Source organism: Variovorax robiniae (assembly GCF_037889955.1).
GTDB classification, from domain to species: Bacteria; Pseudomonadota; Gammaproteobacteria; order Burkholderiales; family Burkholderiaceae_C; genus Variovorax; species Variovorax robiniae.
In genome coordinates, this window is sequence record NZ_JBBKZS010000001.1 from 21,481 (window position 1) to 44,409 (window position 22,929).

Sequence of the window (22,929 nt, forward strand, 5' to 3'; positions counted from 1 at the left end):
CTGCGGGCTGCGCCTGGGTCCGCGGGCGCTCAGCGCGCGCGTCGCGCCTTGTCCGCCAGCACCCGGCGAATCCGCTTGGCCAGGGCGTCGTGGGTGTAGGGTTTGCCCAGCAGCTCCACGCCGCTGTCCAGTCGCCCGCCATGGACGATGGCGTTCTGCGTGTAGCCGGAGGTGAACAGCACCGCGATGTCCGGCAGAAGCTGTTGCGCCTTGCGCGCGAGTTCCGGGCTGCGCACCTTGCCTGGCATGACCACGTCGGTGAACAGCAGGTCGACTTTCGCGCCCGCTTCCAGAATGGCCAGCGCCGCGGCCGCGTCGCGTGCCTCCAGCACCGTGTAGCCCAGGTGCCCGAGCAGCTCGACGACGGTGGCCCGCACCGCATCGTCATCCTCCGCGACCAGGACGGTCTCGCTGCCACCATCCAGTTCGTCGACCTCCGCCGCGATGGGCGTCACTTCGCCGGCGGCGCGCGGCAGGTAGATCTTGACGGTCGTGCCGTCGCCCGGTTCACTGTAGAGCTTCACGTGGCCGCCCGATTGCCGCACGAAGCCATAGACCATCGACAGTCCCAGGCCGGACCCCTTGCCCTCTGGCTTGGTCGAGAAGAAGGGCTCGAAGACTTTCGCGAGGATCTCTGGCGGGATGCCGGTGCCGGTGTCCGTCACGGCCAGCATCACGTACTGGCCAGGGGCTACGCCGGGATAGTCGCGTACGTAGCGCTCGTCGAGCGACGCGTTGCCCGCCTCGATAGTGAGGTGGCCTGAGCCTTCCATCGCGTCGCGCGCATTGAGGGCCAGGTTGAGCAGGGCATTCTCCACCTGGGCCGCGTCCACGAAGCAGTTCCAGAGCCCGCCGGAGACGATGGTCTCGATCTCGACCGCATCGCCGAGCGTGCTGCGCAGCATGTCGCCCATGCCGGCGATCACGCGGCCGATGTTCACCACCTTGGGGTCCAACGGCTGGCGCCGCGCGAAGGCGAGCAACTGGTTCGACAGCCGGGCGCCGCGCTGCGTGGCGGCCACGGCATTCGATACATAACGCGCGGCCGACCCATCGACCCCGACGGTGCGCGACAGCAACTGCAGGTTGCCCGAGATCACCTGCAGCAGATTGTTGAAGTCGTGCGCCACGCCGCCGGTGAGCTGGCCGACGCTTTCCATCTTCTGCGACTGGTAGAGCGCCGCCTCGGTGCGCTTGAGCGCCTCCGCCGCCTCGCGGTCCGCCGTCATGTCGCGGCCCACGGCATGGATCAGGCGATCGTCCGGCACGGCGGTCCACATCAGCAGGCAGTAGCTGCCGTCCTGTCGGCGGTAGCGGTTCTCGAAGCGGAAGGTGGTGGCGCCACCGGCCAGTCCGGCGACTTCCGCGAGCGTGGCGCTGCGGTCGTCGGGATGCACGTAGTCGATGAAGCTGTGGCCGATGAGTTCGGTCGCGGACCATCCGAGCAGGCGTGTCCACGCCGGGTTCACGGAGACGATGCACGCGTTGAAATCGGCCACCAGCATGACGTCGGTGGAAAGCCGCCACATGCGGTCGCGGTCCGCGGTGCGCTCGGCCACCTGCTCCTCCAGCGTCTGGTTCATGTTGGCCAGCATCAGCGCGGCGGCCTTCTGGTCCTCGATGTCCGTATTGGTGCCGATCCAGTGGACGACGGCGCCGGCATCGTCGCGCAGCGGCACCGCACGCGCGATATGCCACCGATACGCGCCGTCGACGCGGCGCAGCCGGAACTCCACCTCGTAGCTGCTGCCATCGGTACGCGCGCGCTCCCATTGCTGCGCGGCATGGGGCAGGTCGTCGGGATGCACGATGGCGGTCCAGCCGTTGCCGGCCAGTTGCTCCTGCGACAGGCCGCAGTAGGCCTCGACGTTGTGGTTGAACCAGTCGAGCAAGCCATCGGGTGCCGACGCCCAGACGTGGTTGGGCATGGCCTCGGCAAAAGTCTGGAAGCGCGCATTGCGCAGGCGCACCGCTTCTTCGGCGCGCACCTTGGCCGTGGTCTCGACCACGATGGCGATCACGCCGGCGGGCTGGCCGAACTCGTCCAGCAGCGGTGAATAGTCGAGGTTCATCCAGACCTGCTCCGCCTGCCCCGTGCGGTAGAGCGTGAGTTCCTGGTCCTTGTAGCTGAGCGTTCCGCCTGCGAGGCCGACCTTCATCACGTTGTCGTTGAAGTCGGCCACCTCGGGCCAGCCTTCGCGCACGTTCGAGCCCAGCAACTGCGGATGGCGGGCGCTCGCGAAGACGGAATAGGCGTCGTTGTAGATCATCACGCCGAGCGGCCCCCACAGCATGACGATGGGAACGTCGGAGAGCAGCACCATCGAGATGGCGGCCTTCATGCCCTGGGGCCAGTCGCCGATGGGGCCGACGCCAGTGCGCGACCAGTCGAAGTCCGCGATCAACTGCGCTGCTTGCCCGCCGCCGGTGAGGAAGGGGTGCTTGGCGGGGCCGGTTTTCATAAGAACTTTGGCGTTCAGTTGGGGATGTGGATCGGATTTGTAACACTGGGGTGCGCGAATTCAGGTAGGCCAAATTCGCATCACGATCGCTCGCCCTTAAAGCATTGGTGCGGAGTGCCGAGGCCGGCCCCGGCCATGCGTCGTAAGAACAAGCCCACGAGGTGTCGCGGACAAAGTGGCCGGCGCTGCCATGCGGCGGCACTGCATGCTGTGCGGCTTCGGCCAAACAGTGAAGGACCACACCATGCGCAACCCCTGGACCACCAAGAACCCCTTCATGAGCATGTGGCTGAGCGCCGCGAACCGAGCGGTTGGATCGGCCAAGGGCCAGGCCACCGCTGCAACCAGGCGCAACATCGCGACAGCGCAGGCGGAAGCCACGCGGCAGGTGCTCGACTTCTGGGGCGGCAAGACGGCCACCAAGGCCGCCACGAGAAAGAAGACGCGTCGCTGAACGCGGATATGGCAAGGCGAAAACCAGTCCCGTCGTGGGCCTCCATCTTCCAGCGCAGCCTCGCCTCGATGACCCGGCTGGGCATGCGCGCGGGGCAGAGCGCGATGGCCTCGGTGGTCAATCAGGCGGTCAAGCAAACGGTGAAGCAGACGCTCAAGAAGCGCAAGCCGCCTGCGGGCGCCGGGCAATGGCTGCAAGGCGTGGCGATGGGGGCGGCCGGCATGCGCCGCTATCGACTCTACCGCCCGCCCAACGTCAAGGTGGGTGAGCGCCTGCCGTTGATGGTCATGCTGCACGGCTGCAGCCAGGACGCCAGGACCTTCGCCAACAGCACCCGCATGAATGTGATTGCGGCGCGCGAGCGCTTCATGGTGCTCTACCCGGAGCAGGACCGAGTCTCCAATCCGCAGGGATGCTGGAACTGGTACGACACCTCGGGAGGCAGGGCGTATGGAGAGGCCGCGCTCATCATGAGCGCCATCGACCAGGTGACGCTGCTGTACGGGGCGGACCGCGCGCGCGTTGCCGCGGTCGGGTTGTCGGCAGGAGCCAGCATGGCGGCACTGCTGGCCAGCCGGCATCCGGAGCGGTTCAAGGCGGTGGTGATGCACTCCGGGATTCCGCCCGGCACCGCGCATTCGACGATGTCCGCGGTGGGCGCGATGCACGGCCTGCGCTCCACCAAGACGCTGGCGGCCAGGCCGCTGACCGTGGTCGAGTCCTGGCCGCCGCTGATGGTGATCCACGGCAACCTGGACCGCGTGGTTTCCCTGCACAACGGCCACGCAGCCGTGCAGGCCTGGGCGAAGGCCAGCGGCGCCCGCGCCACCGCCACCCGCAGCGTGCAACGCGGCACACGCTATGCCACCAGCGTGACCGACTACAAGCGAAAGGGCAGCACCGTCGCCACATTGGTGGAGGTCGCGCGGCTGGGGCATGCGTGGAGCGGCGGAGCGGCGACGGAGCACTTCAGCGACGACAAGGGGCCGGATGCGTCGCGCATGGCCTGGACCTTTGCGTCGAAGCAGTTCCGCCGTTGAGGCTGGGCGCTGCGCGCCCGGCATTCCTGCCGAGACCCGGTGCGGGTCCGACGCCTGCCTGCAAGCGCCTTCATGACGCGCCGTGCGCCGAGGCGATTTGTCTGCCCGCGACTACAGGCCCCGCCACGTCGGGCGCACAGGATGGCCCGTCTTCACATCACCGAGTCCAGCATGACCTCACCCCGTCGAACGTTCCTGATGACCGCCGCCGGCCTTGCCCTTGGCACCACGCCCTGGCTGGCAATGGCCGCACAACGACAGCCTGCGGCTGGCCCCGCGTCGCTCGACACGCTCAACGCAGCCCGCGACACACCGCGCCTGGCGCAAGGCTCGCGGGGCGCAGCCGTCATGCGTGCACAGATCCTGCTCGACCGCGCCTGGTTCTCTCCCGGCGAGATCGATGGCGGCTTTGGCGCCAACATGCGGCGCGTCGTCGCGGCCTACCAGAAGGCCAACGGTCTCGCGGCCAGCGGCAAGATCGATGCGGACACCTGGGCTGCGCTCAACGCCGACACCACGCCGCCGTTCGCGCTGTACACGATCACCGCGAACGACGCGGCAGGCCCGTTCACTCCCACCCCCAAGGACATGACCGAGCGGGCCACGCTGAAGTCGCTGGACTACGAGAACCTCCAGGAGGCGCTCGCGGAGAAGTACCACATGTCACCCCGGGCGCTGCATGATCTCAACCGCGGAGGGCGCTTCCAGGCCGGCGATGAGATCATCGTCGCCAACGTTGCCGGCGCGGCGGATGCGGGCATCGTCAAGGCGGCCAGGTCCATCGAGATCGACAAGGGCGATCACATGCTCTACGTGCTGGACCGCGACGGCAAGCCCCTGGCCGGCTTCCCGATCAGCATCGGCGGCCCGCTTGATCCGTTGCCGCTGGGCAAGATGAAGATCACCAACGAGGTCGACAACCCGACCTTCACCTATGACCCTTCGATCCTCAAGAAAGTACCTGCGGACGCGAAGAAGGTCAAGGTCGCGGCCGGCCCCAACAATCCGGTCGGCAACGTCTGGATGGGCCTTTCGAAACCGCACTGGGGCATCCATGGCACGCCGACGCCGGAGCGTGTGGGGGATGAGGAAACGAATGGCTGCATCCATCTGACGAACTGGGATGCCGCGCGCGTCTCCAGGCTTGCCAAGGCCGGGTTTGCGGTCGAGGTGAAGGCTTGAGGTGAAGGTGATGGAACGGGCTGGGTGGGGGGCAGTGCTGTGCAGCCTGATGTCGGCAGGAGCGATGGCGCAGGGCATCGCTCCTGTGCTGCCGTCATCTCCGGCGTCGATTGCCGCCGACGGCTCTGCGCTGCTGGCCGCACGACCGCTTCGGTTCCCCCTCCAGGGCATGAATGCGGACAAGCTCAGGGACACCTTCGACGATGGACGGCCCGGTCACCGCCACGAAGCCATCGACATTGCAGCGCCGCGCGGCACCCCGATCCTTGCCGTGGACGATGGGACAGTGGTGAAGCTCTTCAGCAGCAAGCCCGGCGGCCTGACCATCTACCAGTTCGATCCGGGCGGAAGGCTGGCGTACTACTATGCGCACCTGGACCGCTACGCGGACGGCCTGGAGGAAGGCAAGGTATTGCGGCGTGGCGAACTCATCGGGTACGTCGGCACGACCGGCAACGCGCCACCGGATGCGCCCCATTTGCACTTCGCCGTGTTCCTGCTGGGGCCTGCGAAGCAATGGTGGAAGGGCGAGGCGATCAATCCCTACGAGGCACTGCGGCAAGCGGGTCACTGACACCCGGCACACGGCTGGCCGCGATCGCATTGCCTCGCGGAGAATCCCCGCGTGTGTTTGCAGTTCGCATGAACAAAAGGCCAGAAAGACCACGATGCCCGCCTCCCCCTTTGAGCCCACCGACCCGCCCGACAACTCCGGCATGCGCAAGGGCCTGACCAGCTACGGCGACCAGGGCTTCTCGCTGTTTCTGCGCAAGGCCTTCATCAAGGGCGCGGGCTTCACCGATGCGGCCCTCGACCGCCCCGTCATCGGCATCACCAACACCGGCAGCGCCTACAACCCCTGCCACGGCAACGCGCCGCAACTCATCGAGGCGGTGAAGCGTGGCGTCATGCTGGCGGGCGGGCTGCCGATGGACTTTCCAACCATCTCCATCCACGAGAGCTTTGCCGCGCCGACCAGCATGTTCCTGCGCAACCTCATGTCGATGGACACCGAGGAACTGGTGCGCGCCCAGCCGATGGACGCGGTGGTGCTCATCGGCGGCTGCGACAAGACGGTGCCCGCGCAGCTCATGGGTGCGGCCTCGGCAGGCATTCCGTCGATCCAGCTCATCACCGGCTCGATGCTGACGGGCAGCCATCGCGGCGAGCGCGTCGGAGCGTGCACCGACTGCCGGCGCTACTGGGCCCGCTACCGCGCGGACGAGATCGACGCGGAGGAGACGGTCGACGTCAACAACCAGTTGGTCGCGAGCGTCGGCACCTGCTCCGTGATGGGCACGGCCAGCACGATGGCATGCATCGCCGAGGCGCTGGGCATGACCGTGCCCGGCGGCGCATCGCCGCCGGCCGTCACCGCGGACCGCATCCGCATCGCCGAGCAGACCGGTGCGCAGGCGGTGCAAATGGCGCGCGACCGGCGGACCATCGACAAGGTGCTGACGCCGGCCGCCTTCGAGAACGCGATGCGCGTGCTGCTGGCGATCGGCGGCTCGACCAACGGCATCGTCCACCTCACGGCGATCGCCGGCCGCATGGGCCTGGAGATCGACCTGGCCGCGCTCGACCGCATGGGCCGCGACACGCCGGTGCTGCTGGACCTGAAGCCGTCGGGCCAGCATTACATGGAGGACTTCCATGCCGCGGGCGGCATGGCGACCTTGCTGCGTGAACTCAAGCCGCTGCTGAAGCTCGACGCCATGACGGTGACCGGCCGCACGCTCGGCGAGGAGATCGAGCGGGCCGGGCCGGGGTTCAGGCAGGACGTGGTGCGCTCCATCGCGAACCCGATCTATCCGCAAGGCGGCATCGCCGTGCTGCGCGGCAACCTTGCGCCCGGCGGCGCGATCATCAAGCAGTCGGCCGCCGATCCTAAGCTCATGGAGCATGAAGGCCGTGCCGTGGTGTTCGAGAACATCGAGGACCTGGTGACGCGCATCGACAGGGACGACCTCGACGTGACGGCGCAGGACATGCTGGTGCTGAAGAACATCGGGCCGAAGGGCGCGCCGGGCATGCCCGAGGCCGGCTACATCCCGATCCCGCGCAGGCTGGCACGGGCAGGCGTGAAGGACATCGTGCGGATTTCCGACGGGCGCATGAGCGGCACGGCCTTCGGCACCATCGTGCTGCATGTGACGCCGGAGTCCGCGATCGGTGGGCCGCTGGCGCATGTGCGCAATGGGGATCGCATCCGGCTGAGCGTTGCGAACCGCGAGATCAGCTTGCTGGTGTCGGACGAGGAATTGGCGCGACGCGCCAAGGAATCGCCGGTGGTCGAGCCGACGGCCGAGCGCGGCTATCGCAAGCTGTTCCTGCAGTCGGTGATGCAGGCCGACAAGGGGGTGGACTTCGACTTCCTGCGGGCGGCGAAGATGGCGGGCAAGGCGCCACGCGAGGGTTGACGCGCGTGCCCGCAGTGCTGCAAACCTGAACCATTGCGCCTACATTCACGCTACCAATCGACTGCTCAACGAAAGTTCTCATGAAGATCAGCGCGCGCAACGTTCTCACCGGCAAGATCGTCAAGATCGTCAAGGGTCCTGTCACCACAGAGGTCACCCTCGAAATCGCTGACGGCGTCCAGATCGTCTCGACCATCACCTCCACCTCGGCCGAAAGCATGAACCTGGTCGAAGGCGGCAAGGCCCACGGCGTCATCAAGGCGTCCAGCGTCATGATCGCCACCGACTGAAGAAGGCGCGAATCTTCCTACTGCGGACGCCGATCTCGGGCCTGGCGTCCTCACCGCACGAGAGTGCGGTTCCGGGCGCCAGACCCGACCTCGGCGCCCTCGCTACCGAATCTTCACGCCTTCTTCGGCTCAGCCGTGCCGGAGGCACATCCTGAAGGCGGGCCTTGCCGGAACCTGTTCCTCTGCGAGCGCGAGGAGCGCCGCCGCGAAGCAGGTCACGCTGGCGGTGCGCAGCGGCAGGAACGGAACCTCGTGGCGGGCGCAGAGGCGCTTGAGGTTGGTCACGGAGTCGTGGTCGACGCAGTCCACGGGAAACGCGACCACGTGCGCGCCGGCGAGAGCGCTGGCGAGGAGGCCCTTGCGGTCTTCCATGCCGCCGTCGTGATGGACGAATTCACCGCCGGAGTCGGTCACCAGCTTGCGGATGGCGGGCGTCGAACTGGGGCGACCGCCGACGTAGAGGATGCGCTGGCCCTGGATGGCTGGTTGCAGGCTCTCCGAGGTGCCGTGTCCGGGTGCGGCGAGCGCTTGCAAGTGCGCTTCCGCGCCACGGAGTTCGCGGCTCAGCATGTCGATCTGACGCCTCGCGCCATCGAGTTCGGCCTGAAGACGTTGCTCGTTGGCTTCGCTGGCGGCCTGCTGGCGCTCCGCCGCTTCGCACCGCTGCATCTGCAAAGTGCTGAATTGCAACTGCGCCAAGAGCTCTTGCTGCAATGACTCGACTGCGCCCGCGGGCTCCGTCGGCTTGGCGCGGGCCAACGTGATGTCCATCTCCAATTCTCCGACCCGGCGTCGCAGTTGCTGGTTCTCCTGAAGCAGCTCGGCGATGCGCGCCTGCTGGTGTTCGGACTGTTCGCGCCAATCCCCTGTTTCCTGTTCCAGCGCGGCCAGGCGCCGGATGTCGGCCCGGTTGGCGGCGCCAACGAGGTGCGACAGCATGTGCACGTCGCCGAAGGCGCGTTGCCGCAGCTCGGCCGTCACGTGGCGGTGCGACATCAGCGCCCAGTAGGCCCCGGCGATGGAGCCGCCTTGCAGCGCCTGCTGCCAGAGCGCCTCCAGTGCCTCGGCATCCTTGGCCTTCTCGAAGCTGCGGATGACGAGTTCATGGCGCTTGTCCAGCGCCTTCGACAGCGCCTTGCCACCGCCGGTCTGGCTGGCGATCGACACGCCTTCATGATGAATCTCGACATCCGACGCACGCGCCGCATCGATGTGGCCGTGCTTCGCGACGATCTTGCGAAGCTCCGCCGTGCTGAGGCAGGTGCCGATGACCGAGCAATGCACATGCGGGTTGAGTTGCTGCACACGTGATCTTCCCTTGCCTTCGGGCTCGGCCTCGGTGGTGTTGTCCTCGCAGCAGGCGACCTGGCGATAGACATTGGGAACAGGTCCCGTGGCAAAGCCGGAAGAACGCGACAGGTTCAGCGCGAAGGGGGCGGACATGCATCGGACGCTCCATCGATACACGGAAGAATCGCGCAAGCTTGCCACGGCGTGGAGTCTGTGCGATATGTTTTGCCGGATATTACGATAACTCTGCCGATTCGAGTTGTTGCCACTCCTTGTCCATGAAAAGGCGGGACCGCGCGAGGAGGGCCCGTCCGGACCTTCCAGCGAGAACATTCGCTGCGCGCCGGCACAGATTTCCCCTATGTTCCAACGCACCAAGGTCGGGGTAACCTGCGGGGCAACAACTCCCACGATCCGCCGAAATGCCCAGAGCCCCTGCGAAATCCGCGCCCCCGACTGCAAAAGCCGCCAAGGCCGCCGTCAAGCCCGTCAAGTCCGCGAACGCGACGCCGGTCAAGCCGAACGTCCGCTTCCGTATGCGCATCACCACCGGCGACACCATTGCCATCGGCCCGGGCAAGATCCAGTTGCTCGAAGCCATCCTCGAGACCGGTTCGCTCACCGCCGGCGCGAAGAAGATCGACATGTCCTACCGGCGTGCCTGGCTTCTGATCAACGAACTCAACAGCGCCCTGAAGAAGCCGGCCGTCGAGTCCGGCAAGGGTGGCGAGCACGGTGGCGGCAGCGTGGTCACCGACGTGGGTTGCCGGCTGATCGAGCACTATCGCAACATCGAGACGACGGCCGCGGAGGCCTGCAAGGCGGAGATTCGCGCGCTGACCGGCCTGATGGCGGCCGTTGATTCGCAGGTAGCCTTCAAGCCGCCGGCGCGGCGCCCGGCGTGAAGCTCAGCGCCAGCCCATTCATGCAATAGCGCAGCCCGGTCGGCTTCGGCCCATCGTCGAACACGTGCCCCAGGTGCCCGCCGCAGCGCCGGCACAGGACTTCGTCGCGGCTCATTCCGAAGCTGTTGTCGGCGGCCTTGACGACGGCATTGTCGAGCGGCTTCCAGAAGCTGGGCCAGCCGGTGCCGCTGTCGAATTTGGTCGCGGACGAGAACAGCGGCAATTGGCAACCCGCACAGGAGAACACACCGGCGCGGTGCTCCTTGTTGAGCGGGCTGGTGAAAGGCGCTTCCGTGTCGGCCTGGCGCAGCACGGCGTATTGTTGCGGCGACAGGCGCTTCTTCCATTCGGCGTCGCTGAGCGTGACCTCAAAAGTCGCCTTGGCGGCCCGCGCCGTGGGGGTCAGCAACATGCCTGGCAGCGCGGCCAGCGACGATGCCGCGAGGGTGTTCAGGAAATGCCTGCGGTGGTACATACGAAGTCTCCGGGGGGTCCGTTGAATTGGACTCGCGTGGCAATGGTCCGCGCTCCGGAACAACCCTGTGGCTGCAAAGGAATCGGAATGACGGATGTACACGGTGAAAAGGCGCGCGACTTGGCGGCGGCGGTGCTGGAGCAGGTGCTGAAGTGGAAGGATGGCGGCGCCGGCGTGGTGCTGGCCACGGTGGTGAAGGCATGGTCCACCGCCCCGCGGCGCGCCGGCACGCAGATGGCCGTGCACGAGAACGGCACGCACTTCGGAACCCTGTTCGGCGGCAGCGTCGACACGCTGGTGGTGTCGGCCGCGCTGGGGGTGCTGGCGGAGGGCAAGGACGCGATGGTCAACGTGTCGGTGGACGACGCGACCGCCTCGGCCGCTGGGATGGCATGTGGCGGCGGGTTGGAGATCCGGCTGGAATGCATCGATGGCATCGGCAGAGGTGGGCAGGGCGGGCAGGTCGACGTGCTGCGCGAGGCTTTGGATGCGATGCGCAGCGGCCACAGCGTCGTGCTGTGCACCGGGCTGGCCGACGGGCGGCGCCTGCTGATCTCGGGGGACGGGCCGGCGTCGGGCGCATGGGCGAGCGAGGCGCACAAGCGGGCGCGCATGGACGACACCGCCATCGCGCTGGTGGATGGGGACGAGGTGCTGTTCCAGGTGTTCAACGCGCCCTTGCGGCTGTTCGTGGTGGGGGCGGTGCGCACGGCCCGGGCACTGCGCGATGCGGCGCAACTGATCGGCTTCGAGGTGACCATCATCGAGCCGCGAGACGCCCATGCGGCAGGGACGGAGTTCGCGGGCGCCAACATGCTGGTGGGCGACGTGGGCGCGACCCTGCGCTCCCTGCACCTGGACAGCCGCTGCGCGGTGGTGGTGCTGGCGCACATGCCGGAGATCGACGACCCGGCGCTGATCGAGGCGGTTCGCAGCCACGTCTTCTATATCGGTGCGCTGGGCAGCCGGAAGTCGCATGCGGCCCGGCTGGCGCGGCTGGAGCAGGCGGGCGTGACGGCGGAGCAGAGCGCGAGGATCCATGGGCCGGCGGGGCTGGACATCGGTGCGATCGGGCCGGCGGAGATCGCGGCGTCGATCGTGGCCGAGATGGTGTCCGTATTGCGCAAGCCGCATTGAGGGCGCTATTCGATCAATACATCCGCGCGCAGCAGTAACGCTTGGCGCAGCGTCAGCCCGATCGCCTTTGCGGTCTTGCGGTTGATGACCAGTTCGAAGGTGGTGGGTTGCTCTACCGGAAGATCGGCGGGATGCGCGCCGCGAAGGATCTTGTCGACGTAGCTCGCGGCCCGGTAGAACTGCTCGGCCAGGTTGGGGCCGTAGCTCATCAGCCCGCCGGCCTGCACGGGCTCGCGCGTCGAGAACAGCGTGGGCAGGCGTTGCGGGATGGCCAGGTCGGCAATGCGGCGCGCCTGTGCGAAGAACAACCCGTCGCCCAGAACGATCAGCGCCTGCGCGCGACCCTGCCGGATCGCGTCGAAGGCCGCGTCGATCTGGCCGGGGTCCGCCGCCTGGAGCGGCAGCACGCGCACCGACGCGGGGGCTGCCGCCTGGATGCTGCGCAGGTAGTCGGGGTGGCCCGGATGCCCCGGATTCATCAGCACCGCGACCGTCGAGAGGCCCGGCAGCGCTTCGCGAAGGAACTCCAGGTACTTGCCGCTGAGGTCGGCGCCGACGCTGGACACGCCGGTCACGTTGCCGCCGGGCCGCGACAGGCTCTGCACGAAGCCGAAGACCAGCGGATCGCCGCTGGCCGCGAACACGATGGGCACGGTGCTCGTTGCCTTGCGCATGGCCTGGATGGCGGCCGGCCCCGCGGCCACGATGAGGTCCGGCTGCTGCGCCAGCAAGGCCGCGGCGAGGGCGGGCAGGCGGTCGTACGCGCTCTCCGCCCATTGCGCATCGATGGCGATGTCCTTGCCTTCCGCGTAGCCGAGGTCGCGCAGTCCCGCGCGGAGCCGATCCAGCCGCTGGCTGCCGATGCTGGCCGAACTGGTGTCCACGTAGCCGATGCGCAGCGGCCTCGACGCCTGCCGTTGCGAGAGCGAAGCGCGGGGGACGCAGGCCGCGCCCATCGTGAGCGTGAGGAGGATTCTTCGGTGCATGTTCACGACCGTCACGTCCCTTTCTTCCGGAAAGAGTGCGGCGAGTATGGGCCGTGATGGGTCATTGCGCCACGTCAAACCCCGTGGAAGCACGACTGCGATAGTCGCCAAGCCCACCTATATTCGACGATCGCAACGGTCCACAGGAGCAACTGCATGTCTTTCGAGGCGCTGTACCAGGAAAAGCGGACTTCCGCGGCGCAGGCCGTGCGGCATGTCCGCGATGGCGATTTCATCATCGTGCCCACCGGCGTCGGCGAGCCGCCGGCCTTGCTGACGGCGCTGTCCGAGCGGCGGCTTGACTTCCGCGACGTGAAGGTGGCCCAGATCCTGGCCGTCCGCAAGTACGCATACATCGACCCTGAGACGACTCAGCATGTGCGGCACGTCGCCTTCTTCTACGGCGGCGCGACGCGTGCCGGTGGGCAGGCCGGCTGGATCGATTTCATCCCCAACTATTTCTCCGAGATCCCGCGAATGATCGAGCGCGGGCAGATCCCGGCGGATGTGGTCTTCAGCATGGCCTCGCCGATGGACGAGGAGGGCTACTTTTCCCTGAGCCTCGGCGCCGACTACACCATGGCCGGCGTCGCCAGGGCACGCGCGGTGGTGCTGGAGGTGAATCCGAACGTGCCCTTCGCCTTCGGCGATTGCCGCGTGCACGTCTCGAAGGTCGCGGCGCTGGTGGAGAGCAGCGAGCCGGTGCTGGAGGTCGGCCTGCCGGTCATCGGCCCGGTGCAGGAGGCGATCGGCAAGCATGTGGCCGAACGCATCGACGACGGCTCGACTTTGCAGATCGGCTATGGCGGTATTCCCGATGCGGTGGTCATGCAGTTGACGCACAAGCACGACCTCGGCATCCACACCGAGATGATCGGCGACGGCATCCTCTCGCTGCTGGAAAGCGGCGCCGTCACCAACAAGCGCAAGAACTACCTGCCGGGCAAGTCGGTCGCGACCTTCGCGCTCGGCTCCCGCAGGCTGTACCAGTACATGCACCGCAACCCGGCGCTGGAAATGCACCCGGTGGACTTCACCAACGACCCGGCGCTGGCGGGGCTGAACGACAACCTGGTCTCCATCAACGCCACCTTGCAGATCGACCTGCTGGGCCAGTGCGGCTCGGAGAGCCTGGGGCTGTCACCCTATTCAGGCACGGGCGGGCAGTCGGACTTCGTGCGCGCGGCCAATCGCTCGCGCGGCGGCAAGTCCTTCATCGTGCTGCCGTCGACGGCCAAGGGCGACACCATTTCGCGCATCGTGCCGGTGCTGTCACCGGGCACCCATGTGACCACCAGCAAGAACGACATCAGCTACGTCGTCACCGAATACGGCGTGGCCCAGTTGCGAGGGAAGTCGGCGAAGCAGCGGGCGCTGGAACTCATCGGCATCGCGCATCCGGCGTTCCGAAGCGAGCTGACGGATCAGGCCAGGTCGCTGCGCATCCTCTGACCTTCACTTCATGTTCCGCAACTTCACGAAGGCCAGGCCCGCCATCACGGCGTCGTTCAGCGCATCGTGCGCGTCGCGCAGTGGCAGGCCCAGGTCATTCATGATGGTCTGGAAGCGCAGGTCGATCGTGCCCCCACGCTCGTGGGCGGGCAACTGGCGGCTCTTGTAGTCGTAGTACATCGCCGAGACCTCGACCATCGGCTGTGGCAGGCGCACGCCGAGCATGGGAAAGACTTCGCGGTTGAGCATGGCCACGTCGAACTCCAGGTAGTAGCCCACCAGCGGCCGGCTGCCGATGAAGTCCAGCAACCGGCGCACCGCTTGCGCCGGGTCCATGCCGAGCGCGACGTCCTGCTCGCGCAGCCTGTGCACGATCACGCTCTCGCTCTTCAGCGCACGCTCGGGCCGCACCAGCAGTTGGAGCCGCTCGCTGGTCAGCAGGCGATTGCCGACGATGCGCACCGCGCCGATCGAGATGATCCGGTCGCGCCGCACATCGAGGCCGGTGGTCTCGCAGTCGAGCGTGACCCACTCGTCCTTCGGGGGCGTGTCGTACATGAAAGCGAAGTGCGCATCCGCCAGGTGATGCAGCATCCAGCGACGGCGCAGCGCGCCCAGCCAGCGCGGCGTCATGCCGTGTCCAGGTGGAACTGGTGGCGCACCAGCAACTTGAACCGCTTGACGACCGCCAGCGCATCCTTCAGCAGATCGCGTTCGAGGCTGCTCAGCCGGCGGGTCGAGATCGCGCTGCTGACCGCATGCCCCGCGTCCAGTTCGGCCAGGCCGGCCTCCAGCTTCAGCCCCATCATGAAATGCAGGCTGTCGAGCAGGTCGTCGGCAAGGTCCTGCGACAGGCGGCCGATGGCGACGAGCGCGTCCAGGCGCGCGGCCGTGCCGGTGGCCTGCACATGGTCGCGCAATGCCAGGCTGCGCACGCCGTGCACGATCGGGAAGATGCCGGCCTTCTTCAGGTCGAGTGCCTGCTTGTCGTGTTCGCCGAGGAGCAGCCTGTTCCACCAGCCTCCGCCCGCGTCGGGGAACGCGTCGATTGCCGCAGCAAAGCGGCTGAGCCATGCGTCGTCCGACGCAACGAGCTCATCGACCTGCCTGCGCACGCCGGCCAGCAGCGCCGCGTCGCCTGCCACGGCATGCGCGTCGATGAAGATGGCAAGCGCCATCAGGCCCTCGGCATCGGGCTGCCTCAGCCAGTGGCGCACGACGGCCGCGAACTCGTTCGCGCCGTGGCGCCAGGCGGGGTTGCTGACCATGATCCGGCCCGGACAGTCCGGGTAGCCGAAGTCGCGCAATGCGGCAGAAAAGCGGGCGCAGGCATCCTCCACCACGTCGTCGGCGATGCGGGTGTCGTCGCGCAGGACCAGGCCGTTGTCCTGGTCGGTCTTCAGCAACTGCTCGCCGCGGCCCTCGCTGCCCATGACGAACAGGCAGCTGTCGGCCAGCAGTTTGGGCGGGGCCACCAGTTGCCAGGCGCGCTCGAACAGCTTGGCGTTGAGCGCCTGCACCAGCCCGCCGATCTGGCCGACCCGCGTGCCGCCGCGATGGAGCAGGGCGACGAAGCGAGTGATCTTCTCCGCCTCGGTGCGCAGCGCGTCGAGGTCCTGCGCCCGTACGATCCGCACGGTGATGAGGTAGGAGTGATTCGACAGGAAGCTCAACAGGTCGAGTTGCTCCAGCAGCCCGACGATGCGCCCATCATCCGACACGACCAGGCGGTGCACCTGGTGCTGGATCATGAGGGCCAGTGCGTCGAACAAGGGGGCGGACGGCGCGATGCTGACCAGCGAGAACGCGGCCAGATCGCGCACCGGCCAGGCGGCAAGCGGCCGGCCGTCGGCCACTGCACGCTGCAAGCCGGTATTGGTGAAGATGCCGAGCCGCCCGCCATCGCGCACCAGCACGCTGCTCGAATGGTTCGCCTGCATCACCCGGGCGACCTCGACGATGCTTGTCGTGCCCTCGACGACATGCGCCGGGCGCAGGAATGCGTTCTCGACGCGCGACATCGCCAGCGCCTGCATTTCGCGCTGGCCGTGGCGCTGCGACAGCGCGCCGAGCTTGCTGGACAGGTCGGAGAACAACAGGGCACCAAAGCCCGCGTTGCGCGCGATCAGGTCGCTGACGGTCGCTGCGGCAAGCTGGTAGGCCAACACCTCCTCGGCGGCGACGAAGTGGCTGATGACCCGCCCGGCGACCAGCGCGCGGCCGTCGAAGCAGTCGTTGGGGCCGTAGCTGGCGATGGCTTCATGCCCGTCGAACTGCGCGACGTGGCCCTTGATGAGCACGAACAGGTGCAGCGGCTCGATGCCGGGCGCCAGCAGCGTCTCGCCCTTGCGGAAGTAGGCGATGTCGACGCTGTCGCGAACCATCCGCTGCTCGGTGGCATCCAGGCAGTCGAATGGCGAGGCCGTGAAGTCGAATGCGTTGGGCATGGCTGCCAATGATGGCGGCATTCGACGCGCTTGTCAGTGGCCGGAACGTCCCGGTGCCTGGACACGCCCTCTCGCTATTCCGGCGCCGCAGCGGCATCCCGCTCGCGGCGCCAAACGCCTGGCGGCTTGCCGACCATCCGCTTGAAGGCACGCGCAAAAGCGGCCTCGGAGTCGTAGCCCACGTCCAGCGCAATGGCTGCCACGGTGGCGCGCGTCTCGAGCAGCATTCGCGCGGCGGCCTGCATGCGCCATTGCGCCAGGTACTGCATCGGCGCCACGCCCACCAGTTGCACGAAGCGGTCATGCAGCGCGGAGCGTGACAGCCCGGCGTGCCGGCCGAGTTCCTCGACCGTCCATTCCTTTGCGGGATGCTCGTGCATCAGCGCGAGCGCCCGGCCGACGAAGCGATCGCGCAGGCCGGCCAGCCATCCCGCGCTCTGAGTCGGTAGCTGGTCCGCATAGCGCCGCACCGCATCGACGAACATCATCTCGCTCATGCGCGCCAGCATGGCCTCGCCGCCGGCGCGTTGCGCATGCGACTCGGCCACGGCCTGTTGCGTGAACTTCGCGATCCAGGCGCCGTCCTCGCTGGCGCGCAGGTGCAGCAGGCGCGGCAGTGCGTCGATCAGCGGATTGAAAGGCTGCAGGTCCAGGCCGAGGAAGCCGCAGACGATGTTCACGTCGGCACCGTCGGCGGCCGTCCCTGCCGGCGGCAGCAGCACGTTGTTGCCGTTGTAGTCCACCCGCAGCGGCAGCCGGCCCGCGCCCTCGACTCCGGGGAACCAGCTGAAGTCGCCACTGCCGCGCAGGCCCGGTGCGCTCGACACCACGTGCGCATCGCCATGCGGAAACATCACGACGTCGCCGGCCGACAGTTGCACCGAAGGCCCGCCCGGAATGCCGGCCCAGCAACTGCCTTGCGCCACCGCGTGGTACTCGATCACGTGGTCGACGCCGCGCATCAGCATCGGCGCGAGTTCCTTCGCGGAAGGCGCCTCCGCGGCCCAGTCGCTCTGGGCGCTGATGTTGAAGAACACCGCGCCGCGCAGGCGCACGCCGCGCAGCACGTCGGACAGCGTGTCCTGGCTCATGCGTGCGTCACCGCGGTGGCGTTTCGATCAAGTCGCGCGGACGCGCGATCAAGCCGGCGCCATGCGCACGCACAACAACGGATGCGCGATCAAGTGCGGTGGACGCGCGGTGAAGCGCGCAAACCGCCCCGGCAAAAGAATGACTGCACCCGTCGAGAACCCATCGCGGTGGCTTGTTCTTCAACATGTTTGTCACAGGAGCACCTCATGCAATCTCTCACTTACCTCACGCTGGACAAGGATGTCCGGCAAGTTCGGCAGCAAGACGTCGATGCCTTCGCAGCGCAGGTCAGCGGCGGCGTATTGACCGCCGTCGATGCGGCCTATGACGAGGCACGCAAGGTCTGGAATGGTACCGTCGATCGCCGACCGGCGCTGATCGCGCGCTGCATGAACGACAGCGATGTGCAGGCCGGCGTGCGCTTCGCGGCGGCGCATCGCATGCTGATGAGCGTGCGCGGCGGCGGACACCACATCGCGGGCAACGCGGTGGCGGAGGGCGGCTTGATGCTCGACATGTCGGGCATGCGCGCGATCGAGATCGATGCGGCGAAGCGCACGGCCCGTGTCGGCCCCGGCGCCTTGCTCGGCGATTTCGACCGCGCCGCGCAGGCGCATGGCTTGGCCACCCCGCTGGGCATCAACTCCACCACCGGCGTGGCCGGGCTCACGCTGGGCGGCGGCTTCGGCTGGCTGACGCGCCGCCATGGCATGAGCATCGACAACCTGCTGAGTGCCACCGTGGTGACCGCCGACGGCGCGCTGCGCGTGGCATCGGCGACTTCGCAGCCCGACCTGTTCTGGGCGCTGCGTGGTGGCGGCGGCAACTTCGGCGTGGTGACCTCGTTCGAGTTCCAGCTGCATCCGGTCGGGCCGGAGGTCTACAGCGGCCTGGTGGTCTACCCGTTCTCGCAAGCCCGTCAGGTGCTGCGTGCATGGCGTGATTTCACGATGAACGCGCCCGATGAGTTGAGCGTGTGGGCCGTGCTGCGCAAGGCGCCGCCGCTGCCCTTCCTGCCCGAGTCGGTGCATGGCAAGGAAGTGGTGGTGCTGCCCCTGGTCTACTGCGGCAAGGTCGAGGACGGTGAGCGGGTGGCGGCGCCGGTGCTGAAGTTCGGCGACCCCGTAGGTGTGCATGTCGGCCCCACGCCCTATGCCGGCTTCCAGACCGCGTTCGACCCGCTGCTGGCGGCGGGTGGTCGCAACTATTGGAAATCGAACAACTTCAGCAGCCTGAGCGATGCGGCGCTCGATACGGTCATTTCATCGACCGCCTTCCTGCCGGGACCGGAGTGCGAGATCTTCATGGCCCAGCTCGGCGGCGCGATGGGCCGCGTGAAGATGACGGCCACCGCCTTTGCCGGCCGCGACGCGCGCTACATCATGAACGTGCACGGCCGCTGGTCGGACCCGCAGGACGACGACAAGGTGCGCGCCTGGGCCCGGCGCGCCTTCGAGGAAGCCGCGCCGCACGCCACCGGTAGCGGCTACGTCAACTTCCTGACGGAGGACGAGGCCGAACGCGTGAGCATGAGCTACGGCGTCAACTACGCGCGGCTGCAGGAGATCAAGCAGCGCTTCGACCCGGACAACCTGTTCCGCATGAACCTCAACATCGCGCCGGCGGCGCCTCCGTTTCGGCGGGTGGCGATATGAGTGCGACGCACGGCGTGGAAGCGGCGCGGTGTGCCGCACCTGGGGCACTCATGAGCGGGGCCACGGACGCGCGGGGCTGCCGCATCACCGGCGCCACGCCCGCCGCCCTGCTTGCCTACGAGCGTTCGCTGGCTGCCTTCCAGAACTGGCGCGCCGGCGCTGAGGTGGACGTGAACCTGGCGCTGGAAGCGGCGCCGGGCTTCGTCATGGCGCACGTGTTGAGGGCGTGGCAGTTCCTCTGCAGCCGTGACCCGCGGCGCGTTCGGCTGGCCCGGCCGCTGTTCGCAAGCGCTGCGGCGCTGCCGTCCAGCCTGCGCGAGCAGCGGCACCTCACCGCCATCGCCGCCGTGCTGGGCGACGACTACGAAGGCGCGAAGGCGGCGCTCGGCGCCTTGCTGAAGCTGCACCCGCGCGACGTGCTGGCCCTGCAGGTGGCGCATGCACTGGACCATGTGACCGGCGACCTGGTCGCGATGCGGGAGCGCGTGGCCGCGGTGCTGCCGCATTGGTCGTATTCCATGCCCGGCTATCACGCGGTGCTGGGCATGCACGCCTTCAGCCTGGAAGAAAGCGGCGAATACGAACGCGCCGAGGCCGCGGCCCATGCCGCCTTGAACGCCAATGCGCTGAACGCACGCGCGCACCACGCCCTGGCGCATGTCTTCGAGATGACCGACCGGGCCGACGAGGGCGTGCGCTGGCTGGACCGGCATGCCGACGCCTGGGGCACGGACACCGTGGTCGCGACGCATTGCCGTTGGCACCTGGCGCTGTTCCACCTGGCGCGCGGCGATGTCGATGCGGCGCTGGCACTCCATGACCAGTACATGGGGGCCGGGCCCGCCGCCGACCTTTCCGACCTGATCGACAGCGCCGCGTTGCTGTGGCGCGTGGAACTGGCGGGCGGCGATCCGGGGGCGCGCTGGGCGCCGCTCGCGCAGGCCTGGGCGCCACGCATCGACGATGGCTTCTGCAGCTTCAACGACCTGCATGCGGCGCTGGCCTTCGTCGGCGCGCGCGACTGGGACAGCGCGAAGCGGTTGGAAGAGTCGCTGGTGCGCGCGCAACGGTTGCCCACGCGGCACGGCGAGACGACGCGACAACTCGGCCTGAACGCATGCCGCGCGTTGATCGCCTTCGGCCAAGGCGACGACGCGCTGGCGATCACGCTGCTGGCCAGCCTGCCCTTGATGGCGCACCGGCTCGGCGGCAGCCATGCGCAGCGCGACGTGCTGCACCTGACGCTGCAGAAGGCCATCGATCGCATGCGGCGGCCCGCAAGGCGGCTCGTCCACTTTGGATCGGCAACGAACTGGGAGGAGCCCGAGGCACTTGCGGGACTTCGTTAGCGGGCCTGGCGGCCTAGAATTTTTGCGAACCCTTCCACCTCGCCAGGCCCACCATGACCCAACCCTTCGCCGATACCCCGTTCCTCTGCGGCCCCCTGCGCAAGCCCCGCCAGATGCTGGCCGACCAGCGCTACGACGGCCACAAGTCCATCCACGACGACGCCATGGCGGAAGGCCTGGGCCTGCGCGCGGGTCCGATCGAAGGCCCGACGCATTTCAGCCAGTTCGATCCGCTGCTCTACAAGGTGTTCGGCCAAGCCTGGTTCGAGACGGGCTGCATCAGCGCGCACTACCAGAACATGGTGGTCGAGGGCGAGGAGGTGCGGGCATTCGTCGAAGCGGCGCCGTCGCAGCATCCGCGCTTCGTGCGCATCTGGGCCGAGAAGCGCGACGGCACGCCGGTGCTGACCGGCTCGGCCTCCATCGGCGACGCGAATGGCCTGCCGCACGAGATCCAGAATCGCATCGCCAAGCTGCGGCCGGCCACCGGCTTGGTCATCAACCGCGACCTCAAGGTGGGCCAGCGCGGCGCGGTCGTCGAGAAGATCCGCATGGGCTTCGACGACCACATGGGTGACCACTATCCGTTCACGCTGGCCGACAAGTTGAAGGTCATCACCGAGCCCTGCGCCTGGTATTCGCGTGAGACCGGCGGCCAGTCGCCCTGGGGCCGGCCGATCATCCCGATGGAGATGATCAGCGTGCTGCTCGGGTCTACGTCAGCTCAGGCCCAACTGAGCGGGCGCAAGCCGGCCGTCGGGCTGTTCGCGGGGCAGGAGATCCGCTTGCTGAAGGGGCCGCTGTTCGTCGACCAGGACTACGAACTGGAGCGCGAGATCGTCGCGTTGAGCGAGAGTGCGCGCACGGAGTCGGTGTGGATTCGCACGCGCGTTGTCGAGGCAGGCTCGCGCGACGCGGTGGCGGAGATGATCCTCAACGGCGCGGTGATGAAGGCGTCGTATCCGACCTATGAGGAAGAGGCGCGCGCGCTCGGCTTGGGGTGACCGGACGCTCCGGTTCGCAGCCGGGATGCGATCGACGAATCCCTCTGCTCTGAAAAGCCCAAGCCCGACCGGCAGGAATCGGGCTTGATCGACTGCCTGCCTTCCCGGTTCCCATCGAACGGGTCGTCGCTTCGACACTTGCCGATGTGCGGGTGAGCGCGCAGCGCTTGTTCTCCCCATCGATCGCCAACGCGACTTCTGGCGATCCGAAAGTCTCCGCATCGCACTGAACCCGCCCGGCCGCCCAGGCTGCCGCTGCGGTGCACAGGGTCGTGCGCCATCTCCGGAGCCATACAGAAAACGTTTGCCAAACAGACATAAATGATATTTGTCATATGGATGTAGCTCGCTGACCATCACGGCTCCCAGCGCCCAAACCGGCCGGCGATCGAGTCGGGCCCGGCGCGGCGCACCAGATACGAGAGGCATTCCATGACAAGCGACTGTTCCAACCTTCCCTTCGAGGCCCGTGACGCCTTCCAGAAGCGCATGCCGGGCTTCGTGCCTCGCGTGGCGATGGTGCTGGGCTCCGGCCTCGGTGCGCTCGCCGAGCAGATCAGCGACGCGGTGACCTTCTCCTATGCGGACCTGCCGGGCTTCCCGATTTCGACGGTGCACGGCCATGCCGGCGAACTCGTGGCGGGCCGCCTCGCCGGCGTGCCGGTGGTGTGCATGAAGGGCCGCAGCCATTTCTACGAAGGCAAGGGCACGGCGGTGATGAGCTCGGCGATTCGCACCTTCAAGCTGCTTGGTTGCGAATCGATCTTCCTGACCTGCTCCGCCGGCTCGCTGCGCCGCGAGGTGGGCCCGGGGCAGTTGGTGGCGTTGACCGACCACATCAACACCATGCCGGGCAATCCGTTGGTTGGCCTGAACGACGAGCGCTTCGGCCCGCGCTTCATGAGCATGGCGAACGCCTACGACGCCGGCCTGCTCGCGATCCTCAGGGACGCCGCCGCCGAACTCTCGGTGCCATGGCACGAAGGCGTCTACGTCTCGTACAGCGGCCCCAGTTTCGAGACGCCGGCCGAGATCCGCATGATGCAGGTCATCGGCGGCGACGTGGTCGGCATGTCGACGGTGCCCGAGGTCATCACGGCGCGCCACTGCGGCCTCAAGGTCACGGCGGTCGTGACCATCACAAACCTGGCCGAGGGCCTGTCGGACTTCCAGCTGTCGCATGAGCAGACGCTCAAGTACGCGGCCATCGGTGCCAAGGACCTGACGCGCTTGATCCATGGGTACCTGGCACGGATTGCGCGCATCGAAGCCGTGGCTGCCTGATC

General features: G+C 67.7%; 20 protein-coding genes. 13 read left to right on the top strand and 7 right to left on the bottom strand.

Annotation, left to right across the window (positions count from 1 at the left end; translation table 11 throughout):
* Positions 1–29: 29 nt before the first annotated feature.
* Positions 30–2,462 (bottom strand): PAS domain-containing protein, encoded by a 2,433-nt coding sequence (locus tag WKW79_RS00125; protein WP_340333064.1) that lies wholly within the window; start codon positions 2,460–2,462, stop codon positions 30–32.
* A gap of 244 nt (positions 2,463–2,706) precedes the next feature.
* Here WKW79_RS00125 and WKW79_RS00130 point away from each other — a divergent pair, with 244 nt between their 5' ends.
* From WKW79_RS00130 to WKW79_RS00155, 6 genes are all read left to right on the top strand, one after another.
* Complete coding sequence (locus tag WKW79_RS00130; protein WP_340333065.1) at positions 2,707–2,916, top strand: hypothetical protein; 210 nt, start codon at positions 2,707–2,709, stop codon at positions 2,914–2,916.
* Positions 2,917–2,924: 8 nt separating this feature from the next.
* A complete protein-coding gene (locus tag WKW79_RS00135) occupies positions 2,925–3,956 on the top strand; it encodes an extracellular catalytic domain type 1 short-chain-length polyhydroxyalkanoate depolymerase (protein ID WP_340333066.1) in 1,032 nt (343 codons plus the stop codon).
* Positions 3,957–4,127: 171 nt separating this feature from the next.
* Positions 4,128–5,138, top strand: coding sequence for a L,D-transpeptidase family protein (locus tag WKW79_RS00140; RefSeq protein ID WP_340333067.1), 1,011 nt, complete (start codon positions 4,128–4,130; stop codon positions 5,136–5,138).
* Between the two features lie 10 nt (positions 5,139–5,148).
* Complete coding sequence (locus tag WKW79_RS00145) at positions 5,149–5,712, top strand: M23 family metallopeptidase (protein ID WP_340333068.1); 564 nt, start codon at positions 5,149–5,151, stop codon at positions 5,710–5,712.
* A gap of 94 nt (positions 5,713–5,806) precedes the next feature.
* Positions 5,807–7,561, top strand: a complete 1,755-nt coding sequence (locus WKW79_RS00150; RefSeq protein WP_340333069.1) for an IlvD/Edd family dehydratase — start codon at positions 5,807–5,809, stop codon at positions 7,559–7,561.
* A gap of 80 nt (positions 7,562–7,641) precedes the next feature.
* Complete coding sequence (locus tag WKW79_RS00155) at positions 7,642–7,851, top strand: TOBE domain-containing protein (RefSeq protein WP_340333070.1); 210 nt, start codon at positions 7,642–7,644, stop codon at positions 7,849–7,851.
* Positions 7,852–7,980: 129 nt separating this feature from the next.
* Here the strand turns inward: WKW79_RS00155 and WKW79_RS00160 are convergent, their stop codons facing one another.
* Entirely contained in the window at positions 7,981–9,294 is a 1,314-nt protein-coding gene (locus WKW79_RS00160) for a DUF2325 domain-containing protein (protein WP_340333071.1), read from the bottom strand.
* Between the two features lie 269 nt (positions 9,295–9,563).
* Here WKW79_RS00160 and WKW79_RS00165 point away from each other — a divergent pair, with 269 nt between their 5' ends.
* On the top strand, positions 9,564–10,046 hold the full coding sequence (locus WKW79_RS00165; RefSeq protein ID WP_340333072.1) for a winged helix-turn-helix domain-containing protein: 483 nt from the start codon (positions 9,564–9,566) through the stop codon (positions 10,044–10,046).
* Here the strand turns inward: WKW79_RS00165 and msrB are convergent.
* Positions 10,018–10,521, bottom strand: a complete 504-nt coding sequence (gene msrB / locus WKW79_RS00170; RefSeq protein ID WP_340333073.1) for a peptide-methionine (R)-S-oxide reductase MsrB — start codon at positions 10,519–10,521, stop codon at positions 10,018–10,020. The genes WKW79_RS00165 and msrB overlap by 29 nt on opposite strands.
* A gap of 87 nt (positions 10,522–10,608) precedes the next feature.
* Between msrB and WKW79_RS00175 the strand changes: the two genes are divergently transcribed.
* Positions 10,609–11,658, top strand: coding sequence for an XdhC family protein (locus tag WKW79_RS00175; protein ID WP_340333074.1), 1,050 nt, complete (start codon positions 10,609–10,611; stop codon positions 11,656–11,658).
* A gap of 5 nt (positions 11,659–11,663) precedes the next feature.
* On the opposite strand, the gene WKW79_RS00180 is transcribed toward WKW79_RS00175, so the two are convergent.
* Positions 11,664–12,659, bottom strand: a complete 996-nt coding sequence (locus tag WKW79_RS00180) for an ABC transporter substrate-binding protein (RefSeq protein WP_340333075.1) — start codon at positions 12,657–12,659, stop codon at positions 11,664–11,666.
* 141 nt (positions 12,660–12,800) lie between these two features.
* Between WKW79_RS00180 and WKW79_RS00185 the strand changes: the two genes are divergently transcribed.
* Positions 12,801–14,096 (top strand): acetyl-CoA hydrolase/transferase family protein, encoded by a 1,296-nt coding sequence (locus WKW79_RS00185; RefSeq protein WP_340333076.1) that lies wholly within the window; start codon positions 12,801–12,803, stop codon positions 14,094–14,096.
* A gap of 3 nt (positions 14,097–14,099) precedes the next feature.
* Here the strand turns inward: WKW79_RS00185 and WKW79_RS00190 are convergent, their stop codons facing one another.
* From WKW79_RS00190 to WKW79_RS00200, 3 genes are all read right to left on the bottom strand, one after another.
* Complete coding sequence (locus WKW79_RS00190) at positions 14,100–14,729, bottom strand: 3'-5' exonuclease (protein WP_340333077.1); 630 nt, start codon at positions 14,727–14,729, stop codon at positions 14,100–14,102.
* A complete protein-coding gene (locus tag WKW79_RS00195; protein ID WP_340333078.1) occupies positions 14,726–16,543 on the bottom strand; it encodes a putative nucleotidyltransferase substrate binding domain-containing protein in 1,818 nt (605 codons plus the stop codon). The genes WKW79_RS00190 and WKW79_RS00195 overlap by 4 nt, the downstream gene beginning before the upstream one ends.
* Before the next feature lie 74 nt (positions 16,544–16,617).
* Positions 16,618–17,634, bottom strand: a complete 1,017-nt coding sequence (locus WKW79_RS00200) for an AraC family transcriptional regulator (RefSeq protein WP_340333079.1) — start codon at positions 17,632–17,634, stop codon at positions 16,618–16,620.
* 207 nt (positions 17,635–17,841) lie between these two features.
* Between WKW79_RS00200 and WKW79_RS00205 the strand changes: the two genes are divergently transcribed.
* The 4 genes from WKW79_RS00205 (at position 17,842) to xapA (ending at position 22,927) form a co-directional block, all read left to right on the top strand.
* Positions 17,842–19,290, top strand: a complete 1,449-nt coding sequence (locus WKW79_RS00205; RefSeq protein WP_340333080.1) for an FAD-binding oxidoreductase — start codon at positions 17,842–17,844, stop codon at positions 19,288–19,290.
* 50 nt (positions 19,291–19,340) lie between these two features.
* Positions 19,341–20,639: a tetratricopeptide repeat protein gene (locus tag WKW79_RS00210; protein WP_340333081.1), complete on the top strand. Its 1,299-nt coding sequence runs from the start codon at positions 19,341–19,343 to the stop codon at positions 20,637–20,639.
* 53 nt (positions 20,640–20,692) lie between these two features.
* Entirely contained in the window at positions 20,693–21,643 is a 951-nt protein-coding gene (locus WKW79_RS00215) for a hypothetical protein (protein WP_340333082.1), read from the top strand.
* A gap of 432 nt (positions 21,644–22,075) precedes the next feature.
* Positions 22,076–22,927: a xanthosine phosphorylase gene (xapA, locus tag WKW79_RS00220; RefSeq protein ID WP_340333083.1), complete on the top strand. Its 852-nt coding sequence runs from the start codon at positions 22,076–22,078 to the stop codon at positions 22,925–22,927.
* Positions 22,928–22,929: the final 2 nt, after the last annotated feature.